We start from the raw sequence: 12,954 nt of genomic DNA, 5'->3' as shown, positions 1-12,954 counted from the left end.
ACATCTGTTACCGATTGGTAATACTTTCATACTGTTATAGGCTGGCTTATTAACGTGGGCAGAGACGGTAAAAAAGGTGACACATGGCTTCCTCCACACAAGGCGATGTTTTGAACCCATTTTCCATTGGGTTTCTTCTTTTTCCGGGCGTGACGCAACTGGACTTAACTGGCCCGTGGGAGGTGTTCTCCCGTGCGCCAGGCGCTCAGGTGCACCTTATCTGGAAGACGCGTGAGATTGTCCAGTCTGACAAAGGTATGGGTATTCAACCTACGGCAACCTTTACCGACTGCCCGCAGCTTGACTTGATTTGTGTACCCGGTGGCCCCGGACAAATCCCGCTGATGGACGACACTGAAACCCTGCAGTTTCTGCGTGAACGGGCACAGCAGGCGCGTTTTATCACGGCGGTATGTACCGGTGCATTAGTGCTGGGGGCCGCCGGGCTGCTGCATGGCTACCAGGCAACAACGCACTGGGCCTCACTGGACCAACTTGCCTTGCTCGGTGCCATTCCGCTGGCGCAAAGAGTGGTGCGTGATGGCAACAGAATTACCGGGGCTGGTGTCACATCGGGTATCGATTTTGCGCTTAGCGTAATAAGTGATATTTGGGGAGCAGACATCGCTCAGGGAATTCAGCTACAACTGGAGTATGCCCCACAACCACCGTTTAACAGTGGCACGCCAGGCCAGGCACCACGCGATGTGCTGGCACAGGTGCAACACACTAACCAGGCATTCGCCAGGCAGCGCCTTGCTGTTACCCGGCACACGGCAAGCTACCAGGCAAAACAACCCGGCTGCGGTGATGGCTGGCATATTGCTGTGCTGGAAAATGGCGAATATATGCCCCTGCGCCAGCAAGTGTTGTGGCCAGATAAACCGCTGGCATTCAGCGCTGTACCTGGTGATGACGCTGCGTTGCACTTTGGCGTATATCACACAGGTGAGCTCATCTGCTGCCTTTCCGCATTTGCCCTGGCTGAAGGACTCTGGCAAATACGCAAGTTCGCTACCGTAGCTGAATGGCAGCGCAAAGGATTTGGCACAATACTGCTGGCTACAGTGATAAAACAACTGGAACAACAAGGTGCGCTGCGTTTTGAGCTGGACGCCCGGCAAACTGCCTGCGAATTTTATGAGAAACTGGGTTTTGCCCCCTGCTCTGCTCCTTTCGAGAAATCAGGCTTGCCTTATATCCGTATGGCGAGACAGGTGCTTACCTGAAGGTACAGAAGGTTACATCAGGAAACAAAATCCATGCATATTAATTCATAGCGGGCGTGTCTAATGCAGTCCTGTTTATTTATTTTTATCGATGCGCTACTTGTCCATGTTCAAAGCAGTTTCATCGGGAGAGGTTATGTCCAAGTCCACACCGTTACTGTTATCCGTGCTGTTGCTTAGCGCCAGCGTGTTGCCATTTGCCAGTGCGCATGCTGATGATGAAACAACAGCGCCAGCAGCACAAACCAGCGGGCAGGATCCTTACGCCGCTACATCGTTCACTGCTGATTTTAAGCGTTTCACGATTGGCGACATCGTGCCTGAACTTTATCGCTCTAAGACCTATGAAATTGACCAGTGGCAGCTCCGCCACCTGCCAGCACCAGAGGCCGACAGCCACTGGACCTACATGGGTGGTGACTATGTTCTAATCACCAATGCCGAAGGCAAAGTTCTGCGCGCAGAAGAAGGTAATATTTTTTACGAGCATTAATGGCTCGCGCAGTTTAACTTTCTTGCCTTTATTACCAGCACGGTGAGCCCTGAGCCACCGTGTTGTTTCTTTTCTTACCCCTTCATTTAGCATGCCATTCCACTTGCCTTTCCCCTTTGCTGTGATCCTCAACAGTTTGTGATCTTATTCGCATTTAAATGTTTCATAGTTGTTATACTCGCCAAAATTACGAATGAAAGCAAATAAAATTCATTCGAAGATTAAATGGGAGCCAACGATGAAAGATACATTCACTGCACAGACTCTGCCTGAAGATATCAAAGCCAGCATTGTGAACATGAAGCGCGCGCTGCGAGCCCAAATTGGTGATGTAGCCGGTCTGTTTAAACAAGTTGAAGCCAAAATTACTCATGAACTGGCTGCAGCCCGTGAAGATGAGCAACGCTTTGGCACGGCCTGGCCGGTTGCCAGCCGGGAAGAAATTTTGTCGGGTAATATCAATGATACCCTGCGGGCGCACATCAAACGGCGCGGGTGCCTGGTGGTTAAACAGCATTTCCCCCGCGAGCAGGCTCTCGCATGGGATCAGTCTATGCTGAACTACCTGGACACCAATAAGTTCGACGACATTTACCGCGGACCGGGTGATAACTTTTTTGGTTCGCTGGCAGCTTCACGCCCGGAGATTTACCCCATTTACTGGTCCCGTGCCCAAATGGAGGCCCGCCAAAGTGACTCAATGGCAGGTGTTCAGTCATTTCTCAATCGCCTGTGGTCATTTGAATCACAAGGAAAACAGTGGTTTGATCCAGATGTCAGCATTATTTACCCCGACCGGATCCGCCGCCGTTTACCCGGCACTACATCAAAAGGCCTGGGTGCCCACACCGATTCAGGCGCACTGGAGCGTTGGTTATTACCGGCTTACCAGCAAGTATTCCGCCATATCTTCAATAACCAGTTTGACCAGTATGACCCGTGGGATGCAGCCTGGCGGACAGACGTTGACGAATATGATGTCGATAACACGACTAAATGCTCGGTTTTCCGCACTTTTCAGGGCTGGACTGCGCTGTCAGATATGCAGCCAGGCCAGGGGTTACTGCATGTTGTTCCGGTCCCTGAAGCTATGGCGCTGGTACTCTTGCGCCCGTTACTGAATGATGTTCCGGAAGATGAACTCTGTGGCGTGGCACCAGGCCGTGTGTTACCCATAAGTGAGCAATGGCATCCGCTTCTGGCAAACGGGTTGTGCAGCATTCCGCAACTGGAAGCGGGTGATTCTGTCTGGTGGCATTGCGATGTTATTCACGCTGTAGCAGCGGTGGAAAACCAGCAAGGCTTCGGTAATGTCATGTATATTCCGGCAGCACCCGTGTGTGATAAAAACCGCCGCTATGCCCGGCGCGTAGCCGACGCGCTGGAGCGAGGCGCTTCACCCGGCGATTTTCCCCGTGAAAACTATGAACAGCACTGGCAGGACCGGTTTCTGACTGCGGATTTAAACGAGAATGGCCGCAGCAGCTTAGGGCTGAGCCAGCACCACATCTGATAACGGTCTGGCGCTCTGCTATTTACAGGGCGCCAGAACCGCTGCGCCTTTCTGCCAGGCCTGCCTTTTTGTTACACTGGCAAAATCAAGGGTAATCAGTGAACTGAAACATGAATGCACGCCATCAAAAAATCATCCAGTTAGTGAACGACAAAGGCAGCGTCAGCGTTAACGAATTATCGCACCTTACTGGTGTTTCTGAAGTCACCATCCGCCAGGATCTGACAGCACTGGAGCGCGAAAATTACTTAAAGCGCGTTCACGGTTCTGCCATTGCCATGGATCTGGAAGATGTCGGCGCACGCATGAATACCCGGTTTCCACTGAAAAAGACCCTGGCCGAATACGCAGCCTCACTGGTGAAAGACGGTGAATCGGTGTTTATTGAAGGCGGCAGTACTAACGCACTGTTGGCACGCAGCCTGGCAGATAACCCGTCAATTACCCTGGTCACTGTCAGCCACTATATTGCTCAACTCCTGAAAAATGCCCGTTGTGAAGTTATCGTCCTTGGCGGGTTGTACCAGAAAGGGAGCGAGTCTGTTGTTGGCCCATTAACCCGCCTGTGTATCCAGCATGTGCATTTTCAAAAAGCGTTTATTGGAGTTGATGGCTGGCATAAAGATACCGGGTTTACCGGGCGCAATATGATGCGCAGTGACGTAGTTTGTGCCCTGCTGGATAAAGGCATTGAAGCCATCGCGTTAACCGATTCATCAAAATTCGGAATCATTCACCCTTACCCATTATCGACAGAAAACCATGGGTTTCGCCATGTAATAACCGATTCCCGACTGCCCTCAGACGCCCTGAAATGCATGCAAAAGCAAGGTATTCAGGTAGACCAGGTTGCCGACGAAACTGCTATTGCATAACAGCGCAAAGCCTTATAGCAACGGCTTTACCTGCTAAAAATAAGGCAGAGGAATACCGCTTCACAGCCTCATTATGGCGCTGCTTTAACTTCTGCCGATTCATAAATATCACTTCATAAGTAATACTTCACACATATTATTTATGAAGTATCACCTATGAAGTGACACTTCACACCTCATAATGATTCATTCATACTAAACCCGTTTACTGCCCTCCCTTGCGGGAAGGCTAATCAGTAGAGAATATGTAATACGTATGAAGTAGCAAGTATTACTTCATACTTAACATTGGAGGTTGCAGTGATAACAATTGTGGGTTGTAACAAGGGTGGTGCCGCCAAGACAACAACAGCGATTAACCTTGCTGTTGGGCTTGCACAACAGGGCAACGATGTGTGCCTGGTGGATGCAGATGTACAACGCTCTGCCGCAAGGTGGATTAGCGAGCGGGAAGAAGCGGGGTTAAGCCCGGCTATCACTCTGGTGGAAAAACGGGATAACATCGCCGCCACACTGCGAAGCCTGAACGAGAAATATACCCACGTTATTGTTGATGTGACCGGGCGTAACAGCCGTGAGCTGGTAACCGGTGGTACTGTGGCCGATGTCATTATTGCCCCGCACCAAAGTTCGCAACTGGATCTTGATACGCTTATTGAGTTGCAACAGCAGGTTATCTCCTGGCGCGACCTTAACCCGGAACTGAAAGTGTTCGGTTACCAGACAATGGCAACCACCAACCCGCTGATTCGCGGCAACGAACGCTATGAGTTTCTGGAATACATTAAAGAATTCCCGGAAATCACCCCACTGAATGCAATAGCCTGCTTCCGCAAGGTTTACCGTGATGTTATGCCTCAGGGGAAATCCGTTATGGAAACCAGTAATGAACAGGCGAAAAATGAAGTACTTGCACTGATTAAGGAGGTGTTCTGATGGCACTGAAAAAACCCAGCCAGCAGGCATCTGCCACCCGGAAATACGCCAGCGACCAGGACATAGAACAACTGGCAGAACGCCTGGCTGGCAAACCTTACGGCTCACCAGGTAACAGTACACCGGTTACAGAAGCGGAAGACCCGCTCAAGCGTACTACTATCTCACTGCCTGCATCGTTGCTGGATAAAACCGAAGATACGGCTCTGAAAAATAAACGCAGTGGCCGCGACCCGAAAAGTGTCAGCGCACTGGTTCGTGACGCGCTGGCGGAATACTTTAAAAACCACCCGTAATAAAACAAACCCCACGGCGCCGTACAACCGGCAGCACGTGGGGTTTGGTACCAAAGCATTGTTATGAGAATGGATAGGTATTTATTCATATTCGCATCATTCATAAATGCGAAATTCATAACTACGTCATTCATAAACGCATCATTCATAAGTGTGAAGTATTACTTCATATCAAAGTGGCTGCGTGTGTAGCCGCCGGTGACTATTCACATCCCCTTCCCCCGCACACTTTCACACTTGCCACCTAATATTTATCACTTCACATGTATTACTTCATATTTAATACATAACACTTATGCTGTGCAGGATTCACGCCACACTCAGGGCAAGTGTGGCGCCAGTTGCCGTATCACAATACATGTTCAGTACGGGCGATTATGTCATCCTGGGTATCCGGCGAAAGTGCGGTAAAGAACGCCGAATATCCGGCCACCCGCACCACCAGGTCGCGGTACTGGTCGGGATGCTTTTTCGCTTCAACCAGTGTTTCACGGGAAACAATGTTGTACTGAATATGCCAGCCTTTATAGGTTTCAAAGAAAGTGCGCAGTAAAAACATCAGTTTTTCGCGGTCTGCCGGGTTATCCAGGGTAGCAGGATTGAGCTTCTGGTTAAGTAACACGCCCCCAAGAATTGAGCCAGTAGGCAATTTGCCAACAGAGCTGATAACCGCGGTGGGGCCCAGGTGATCGGTGCCAGATGCCGGGCTTGCCCCCTCTGCCAGCGGCGCATGGGCTTTGCGCCCGTCCGGGGTTGCCATCGTCGCCGCGCCAAATGGCACATTGGCAGAAATAGACGAAGTACCGGCATAGTAATTTCCGCCAACAGGCCCGCGCCCGTGACGTGGGTTATGGTACTGCTTCAGCTCATCAATATAAGTTTGATAAGCGCGCACTAACAATGCATCCACAGATTCATCGTCATTACCGTATTTCGGAGCCCGGTTAATCAGTACCTGGCGTAGCTGTTCAAACTCCGCACCTGCAAAATCGTCGGCCAGTGCGCTGGCGAGTTGTGGCTGGCTGATTGCCTGGTCGTCAAACACCAGTTGCTTCACTGCGGCCAGGCTGTTACCCAGGTTAGCTATCCCAACCTGCAAACCTGAAACCCAGTCATATTTTGCCCCGCCCTGTTTAATGGTTTTCGCCCGCTCAATACAGTTATCCACCAGCGCTGAGCACAGAATATCGTGGGCATTTTCTTCAAGAACCGTATCCACGACGTATTCAATTTCAATGGATTTTCGCGTGTAATAGCGAATCTGGTTATCCCAGGCAGCCAGCACAGATTCAAAATCAGCAAAGTTACCGGAAGCAAGGGCTTCTGGCTGAGCCAGGAATACCTTGCCACTGGTGGCATCACGGCCTCCATCGAGCGCCGCCAGCATGACACGGGCAAAGTTAATAAAGCTCATGCCGGTACACCGGTAGCCCCATTTGCCCCCAACAGCAGTTTCAATACACCCAATGGCTGCATATTGATAAGCATCTTCCGGCAACACACCCAGGCGAATAAACTCAGGAATAACAATTTCATCGTTATTAAATGCCGGCATACCGAAACCACAGCGAATCACCTGCACACAGGCATCGAGAAAGTCATCGCCCATGCCTGCATGGTAGCGCACACTCAGGTTTGGCTGGGTTGAACGCAACCGCCCACAGGATTCAAGAATGGACCAGGATAACGGGTTAACGGCATCCACCGGTTTGCCATTCACCAGGCTCTGGCCACCAATAGTCACATTCTGGTACAGCGGGCTGCCCGCAGAGGCTTTAGAATGCGAACCAGAACGGATCTTGTTAACTTCCAGCAGTTTCAGCCAGCAACTTTGCAGTAATTCAATGGCCTGCTCGCGGCTCAGAGACTGCTCCAGTTCAACATCGCGCCGGTACCACGGGTAGAGATACTGATCCATGCGCCCGAAGGAAACAGAGTGCCCATTGGATTCAATTTGCAGAATCAACTGGATGAAATAGCACAACTGCAGTGCCTGCCAGAAGGTTTTCGGCGGCTCATGGGCAATAACATCGCAGTTGTGGGCGACAGCCAGCAACTCTTCCCGCCGTTCAGCGCGTGTTTCGCGTTCTGCCATATGCCGGGCCAGATCCGCATAGCGGGTAATATGCTGGCTGACCGCTTCCAGAGTGATATCCACCGCTTTTAAGAACTGCTCGCCATGCAAATCTTCCAGCACCGTCAGGTTAATCAGTGCACGCCGGGTATTAACTGTTTCACGCAGCCCGTCCAGCCCCTTCTCCAGCAACACCGGGAAATCCACCGCCAGGTGGGCATCCCCGGAAGTCATATTGCCTTCTGCTTTGATAATACCGGTATCGAGAATGGCCTTTTGCTCGGCAGTAAACATGCCATAACACCTGTCCTGCACCGTTTGCCCACGCCACCACGGGCACAGTTTATGCAAAATTTGCTTATTCTCTTCACTTACGGAGAACCCGGCTCCGGGGCGTTCTGCCAGTTCATCAATTTCTTTCTCAATCCATGAAACGGTGTATTCCGGGAATATGGGGGCGGCACGCAGTTCGCTTGCCTGGTTTCCCACTATCAATTCATCGTGCTGAATCCAGATAGTGCGCTGCGCCAGGTGATGCGCCAGAGCCAGTGCACGGCGCACGGCTACCGGTTTGTCCATATTCTGCTGGTACACTTCGGTGTAATGCTGAGCGCGCTCGGTGCAAACAGGGGGTTTGACGATATGCACCAGAGCCGCTTTATGTGCCTTAATTCGGTCGGTCAGGACATCAAGTTTCAACTGTGTCATACAATTATCCTCGTAAAGTGGCTGCCAGGCCTTTTTGGTGTGCATATGACTGAGCAAAAGTAAGTAAGCCCGGGTTATCAAGGGGCTTTTCCGGTGCTTCATAAGGCAGGCCAAGCAGGGCGTATTTGTTCATGCCCAGGGTGTGGTAAGGCAGAAAATGTATTTGTTCAACGCCGGGTAACCCGGCAGCAAAATCGACAATGTTGCGCACAGCACCTTCACTGGCATTAAACCCAGGAATTAAAGGCACACGGATAACTACCTGTGCGCCCTGCTCTGCAAGGCGTTGCAAGTTAGCCATAACCCGCCGTGCTGAGCCCCGGGTCCAGGTTTTGAATAATTCAGCGTCGGTATGTTTCAGGTCGGCCAGGAAAAGCCGGGTAAAAGGCAGGCAGGGTTCAATATTGTGCCAGGGAACATGCAGGCAGGTTTCCACGGCAGTGTGAATACCCGCTTCATGGCTGGCCTGCAACAGTGCCCGGGCTAATTCCGGGTTCATAAAAGGTTCGCCGCCAGAAAGCGTCACCCCACCACCACTGCGCTGGTAAAACGGCTTATCACGCAAAACTACCTGCATGATGTCTTCTACCGTGCGGTTTTCCCCGCATACAGTCAGCGCCTGGCTCGGGCAACACTTCACTAGCGCATTAACAGCATTACCAGAAAGTTTGCTACGGGCGATATCCAGCGCGCCGCCCGGTTTACGGCTAATTGCCTGAGGCGCTGCATGGCAGCAACACGCGCAACCGGTAAGGCATAAACGGGCATCGAACAACACTTCTGGTTCTGCACTGCGGCTTTCCGGGTTCTGGCACCACCGGCAAGCCAAAGAGCAACCTTTCAGGAAGACAACAGTGCGGATCCCGGGCCCGTCATGGGTGGAATACCGCTGGATATTGAAAATCATCTCGCCTCCCCTTTGTGTTTCGTATAAAAATAAAAACACTTTCGAAAGAAAGAAAATTTGATTTCCGACAACAAAAACACTGCTCGCTGGCCTATGATGATGAAAAGCCGCGAACCATCACAATTTCAGGAGTTGAATATGGAGCTCTACCTCGATACCGCTGATATCCACGCTGTAAAAAAACTGGCCCGCATCCTTCCTCTTGCAGGTGTGACGACCAACCCCAGTATTGTTGCCAGCAGTAAACAACGGCCAGAAAACCTGTTGCCTGCGTTATATGATGCGCTCGGGGGAACCGGGCAATTGTTCGCCCAGGTGATGGCTGATACCGCGCAGGGAATGGTGGATGACGCAAGAAAACTACGGGCAATTATTGCGGATCTGGTCGTGAAAGTGCCGGTAACGCCAGAAGGGCTGGCAGCGATTAAGTGCCTGAGCAAAGAAGGTATTCCCACACTGGGCACTGCCGTTTATGGTGCAGCTCAGGGGTTACTGTCTGCGCTGGCAGGTGCACGCTATGTTGCACCATACATTAACCGGGTGGATGCCCAGGGTGGGAGTGGTATTGAATTAGTGAATGACCTGCAGTCACTGTTAGTTCAGCACGCACCCCAGGCACAAGTGCTAGCCGCCAGCTTTAAAACCCCACGCCAGGCGCTGGACTGCCTGCTGGCAGGTTGCGGCGCCATTACGCTGCCTGTAGATGTGGCGACCCAATTTATTTCTGCTCCTGCGGTAACAGCGGCTGTTGAGAAATTTGAGCAAGACTGGCAGGGCGCGTTCGGGAGTAAACAGTTGTAAAGCGTGAAAGGTTACACTGTGCCTCTGGCTGATGCGGCATCCGCCAGCACCAGGGGCACACCTTCACCTTCCAGTTGCCGGGCACAATGCGCTTCAAGCCCGGCATCAGTCACGATATCAGTAAAAGCAGGTAAGCGTGCTACATGGAAAAGTGACCACAAACCATACTTACTGCTGTCTGCCAGTAATACCCGGCGGCGGGCATTCATCATAATATCCTGTTTGATACCGGCTTTTTCTTCCGTTGGCGCTGTTACGCCTTTCTCCCAGTCCCAGCCATTGCAACTGACAAAGGCGATATCCGGGCAGATATGGCGTAACAACCGGCGGCCATGTTCACCAATGCATGACTGGCTGCTGTCATCAATGCGACCACCAATAATGGTGACTTCGATTTGTTTGAATTCACTCAAAAATAACGCGATATGCAAATCGCTGGTGATAACCCGTAAAGGCAGGTGAGTAAGCTGGCGGGCCAGTTCCATGGTGGTGGTACCAGCATCCAGGACCACGGCATCGTTGGCATTAACCATCTTTGCCGCAGCACTGGCGATAAAATACTTTTCTTGCTGGCTACGCTGCATTTTCTCAAGCGTAGTGGGCTGCGAAGGGAGAAACCTGTTGAGGGTAACGCCACCGTGTGTACGGCTGACCACACCCTCTTCATCCAGCTTGACTAAATCACGGCGCACCGTTGCCGGGGATGCCCCCGTAGCGGCCACCAGTTGATCCACAGTTACCAGATTATGGCTTTTAAGATAATCCATAATCTGTTCAAGGCGGTTATATCCCTTCATGAGCACTCTTACGCCTAAGCCAGTTGCATCGCCAGTTTTATCGAAACCGCCATGCTCTCAGACTTTGCTTTACCTGTCCAGGCAATATCAAATGCGGTGCCGTGATCGGCCGAAGTACGAATAAACGGGAGCCCGGCAGTGATATTCACCCCATCATAAAAGCCTAACAACTTAAGTGGAATATGCCCCTGATCGTGGTACATCGCCACCACCATGTCATACATACCTTCATTACATTGCATATAGACGGTATCTGGTGGGCACGGGCCATACACATCCACACCCTGTTCTTTCATTGCGGCAACAGCCGGGCCGACAATACGAATCTCTTCATCACCAAACAGGCCGTTTTCCCCGGCATGAGGGTTCACCCCGGCCACAGCAATACGCGGGTGGGTAAAACCAACACGTTTCAGGAACTGGTCGGCCAGGCGAATCACGGTTTCTACACGCGGCTGGTTAAGCGTATCGAGAAACTTACGCAGTGCAATATGCGTGGAAACATGAATCACTTTCAGCGTGTCGGTGTATAACACCATCGCATAGTCTTTGCTGTTGGTGAGCTTAGCCAAAAGCTCAGTATGCCCGGGGTATAAATGCCCGGCGGCATGCAGCGCCTCTTTATTGAGTGGTGCGGTGGCAATTGCACTGACATCTCCTGCCATTGCCAGCTCAGTTGCTTTCCTGATGCAGCGGTAAGCCAAATCACCGGCCTGCTTTTGCACTTTCCCGGGTTCAAGGGCCTGAGGGTCTGCAAGGGGTTCATCAATCACGTTGATAATCCCGGGCGCAAACTGGGCCTGGCTCACCTGGTCAATAATGCGCAATTCTGCAGGTTTGGTAATTTGTAGCGCCAGAATACGGCGTAACGTTGCCGCACAACCGACAACAACTGCTGGAATGCCTGATAACTCTCCTTCAGCCAGTGCACTGATGATAATTTCCGGGCCAATGCCCGCCGGGTCACCCATGGTAATTGCGATAACGTTGGTCACTTAGTCTTCTCCTCAAAAAAATGCACAACCTCCAGCAAGGTGTCCGTGTTACCGAAACCGCCTGCTTTGGTCATTACCGGCCGCAGATACTGGCTGCCTGTGAACTCTCCCCACGGCACACATTCGGCAATGCGGCCATGAATCGTAAAACCTTGCGCTCCGAGCACCCGGGCTACGGCTATCGCCACATCACCACCAGACAGGTACATCCCTCCAGGTGTGGCATCACTCAAAATGGCCTGGGTAAGCCTGCCCAAAAACAGGCACAGCTTTTCGCCCAACTGAGCGCGGTTCAGTTGATAACGCTGGCACAACCGGGCAACCTGGTGCCTGGCATCATGGTGCTCAGTGGTGCTGATAACGCAATGGCGGCCACTATTCAGCGCGGCAACTGCCGCCTGAACACATTCATGCAGGTAGCTCTCGCTGCCCGCAGAAAGCGCCTGTTCTGCACTGAGAGCCATGTGGGTAACAAGCGGGTGCTGCATGACTGCCTGCATTTGCTGTTGAGCGATTTCACTCATTGAGCCAACTACGGCAAGGAGCGGCCCGCTGGAATGGGGCAATAGCGGCGATGTTGCTGCCTGTGGAAACAGATACTGCGCCAGCGCCTCACAAATTCCCGCAGACCCTGCCAGCAGTGGGCGAACTGGTAATGAAGCAACCGCTTCAATGACTCGCGTCAGATCTGGTGCAGTTTCACTGTCCACCACCACCACTTCCACGCCGCGGGCAAAGCACGCCTGCAGTGTTGCGGCCAGGTTACCCTGGCGGACGCAGGCCAGGTCTGCCAGGTAACAGACCCGCTCCGCCTGTTGTTGCAGCACATGAATAATGTCGGCATCGGTGACCGGGGTTTTCGGGTCGCTGGCAAATTCGGTTTGGTTGACGGGTATACCTTTTACCAGGCACTGCCCGTTGGTGGTGGTACGCCCAAGGCCCGGTGAAGCCAGCGCCACTACCGCACCGGCTAAACCGGATGCCTGTAATGCCGCGGAAACTTCTGCACCGGGGTTGCCCCGCAACGTTGAATCGATTTTTTTGACCAGCCAGTGGGAATGGCCCGGTAACCCCACAGTATTGATGGCTGCTTTGATTGCCTGTTCAGCCTGGTTTGCGGGCAACGCACGGCTGTCGGTATTGACTGCCACCACTTGCGCCTGAGGCACATTTTCCGGGTGGAACATCACCATTGCCTGCACGCCATTCAGAGCGAAGTTAACTGCGGCATCATTTGCCCCAGTGAAGTCATCCGCAAGGATCAGGACGTTGTCTCCCTGGTACTGCGCTTCCATGGTCTCTCCTGCTCATCATTATCGTTGCCAATGAT

12 protein-coding genes and 1 pseudogene are annotated in these 12,954 nt (G+C 52.1%); 8 read left to right on the top strand and 5 right to left on the bottom strand.

What is annotated here, in order from left to right:
- Nucleotides 1–83 precede the first annotated feature (83 nt).
- From DT73_RS26650 to DT73_RS03115, 7 genes and pseudogenes are all read left to right on the top strand, one after another.
- A pseudogene (locus tag DT73_RS26650) lies at nucleotides 84–782 on the top strand (DJ-1/PfpI family protein); the annotation flags it as partial.
- A 66-nt stretch (nucleotides 783–848) separates the two neighbouring features.
- Nucleotides 849–1,229 (top strand): GNAT family N-acetyltransferase, encoded by a 381-nt coding sequence (locus DT73_RS26645; protein WP_235234383.1) that lies wholly within the window; start codon nucleotides 849–851, stop codon nucleotides 1,227–1,229.
- Between the two features lie 136 nt (nucleotides 1,230–1,365).
- Nucleotides 1,366–1,722: an RcnB family protein gene (locus tag DT73_RS03135; protein ID WP_036103782.1), complete on the top strand. Its 357-nt coding sequence runs from the start codon at nucleotides 1,366–1,368 to the stop codon at nucleotides 1,720–1,722.
- A gap of 238 nt (nucleotides 1,723–1,960) precedes the next feature.
- On the top strand, nucleotides 1,961–3,235 hold the full coding sequence (locus DT73_RS03130) for a YbiU family protein (protein WP_036103779.1): 1,275 nt from the start codon (nucleotides 1,961–1,963) through the stop codon (nucleotides 3,233–3,235).
- Between the two features lie 110 nt (nucleotides 3,236–3,345).
- A complete protein-coding gene (locus DT73_RS03125; protein WP_036103776.1) occupies nucleotides 3,346–4,110 on the top strand; it encodes a DNA-binding transcriptional regulator YciT in 765 nt (254 codons plus the stop codon).
- Between the two features lie 300 nt (nucleotides 4,111–4,410).
- A complete protein-coding gene (locus tag DT73_RS03120) occupies nucleotides 4,411–5,046 on the top strand; it encodes a division plane positioning ATPase MipZ (RefSeq protein ID WP_084172229.1) in 636 nt (211 codons plus the stop codon).
- Nucleotides 5,046–5,342 carry a hypothetical protein gene (locus DT73_RS03115; protein WP_036103771.1) on the top strand — a complete coding sequence of 99 codons (297 nt, stop codon included), beginning with the start codon at nucleotides 5,046–5,048 and terminating at the stop codon, nucleotides 5,340–5,342. Before DT73_RS03120 ends, DT73_RS03115 begins: the two co-directional genes overlap by 1 nt.
- Nucleotides 5,343–5,691: 349 nt before the next feature.
- Here the strand turns inward: DT73_RS03115 and DT73_RS03110 are convergent, their stop codons facing one another.
- Complete coding sequence (locus DT73_RS03110) at nucleotides 5,692–8,124, bottom strand: formate C-acetyltransferase/glycerol dehydratase family glycyl radical enzyme (protein WP_036103768.1); 2,433 nt, start codon at nucleotides 8,122–8,124, stop codon at nucleotides 5,692–5,694.
- A gap of 4 nt (nucleotides 8,125–8,128) precedes the next feature.
- Nucleotides 8,129–9,031 (bottom strand): glycyl-radical enzyme activating protein, encoded by a 903-nt coding sequence (locus tag DT73_RS03105; protein ID WP_036103765.1) that lies wholly within the window; start codon nucleotides 9,029–9,031, stop codon nucleotides 8,129–8,131.
- Nucleotides 9,032–9,169: 138 nt separating this feature from the next.
- Here DT73_RS03105 and fsa point away from each other — a divergent pair, with 138 nt between their 5' ends.
- The gene (gene fsa, locus DT73_RS03100; protein WP_036104105.1) at nucleotides 9,170–9,832 is read left to right on the top strand and encodes a fructose-6-phosphate aldolase; all 663 of its coding nucleotides are present in this window, start codon (nucleotides 9,170–9,172) and stop codon (nucleotides 9,830–9,832) included.
- 11 nt (nucleotides 9,833–9,843) lie between these two features.
- Here fsa and DT73_RS03095 read toward each other — a convergent pair whose 3' ends face one another.
- Genes DT73_RS03095 through DT73_RS03085 form a run of 3 tightly spaced genes read right to left on the bottom strand, consistent with a single transcriptional unit; the run spans nucleotide 9,844 to nucleotide 12,919 of the window.
- Nucleotides 9,844–10,629: a DeoR/GlpR family DNA-binding transcription regulator gene (locus DT73_RS03095; RefSeq protein ID WP_051691250.1), complete on the bottom strand. Its 786-nt coding sequence runs from the start codon at nucleotides 10,627–10,629 to the stop codon at nucleotides 9,844–9,846.
- A 14-nt stretch (nucleotides 10,630–10,643) separates the two neighbouring features.
- The gene (locus DT73_RS03090; RefSeq protein WP_036103762.1) at nucleotides 10,644–11,624 is read right to left on the bottom strand and encodes a D-threonate 4-phosphate dehydrogenase; all 981 of its coding nucleotides are present in this window, start codon (nucleotides 11,622–11,624) and stop codon (nucleotides 10,644–10,646) included.
- Complete coding sequence (locus DT73_RS03085) at nucleotides 11,621–12,919, bottom strand: four-carbon acid sugar kinase family protein (RefSeq protein ID WP_036103759.1); 1,299 nt, start codon at nucleotides 12,917–12,919, stop codon at nucleotides 11,621–11,623. Before DT73_RS03085 ends, DT73_RS03090 begins: the two co-directional genes overlap by 4 nt.
- Between the last annotated feature and the right edge of the window lie 35 nt (nucleotides 12,920–12,954).

The organism is Mangrovibacter sp. MFB070, assembly GCF_000705335.1.
Classification (GTDB): domain Bacteria; phylum Pseudomonadota; class Gammaproteobacteria; order Enterobacterales; family Enterobacteriaceae; genus Mangrovibacter; species Mangrovibacter plantisponsor.
This window is presented reverse-complemented; position numbering and strand designations above follow the sequence as displayed.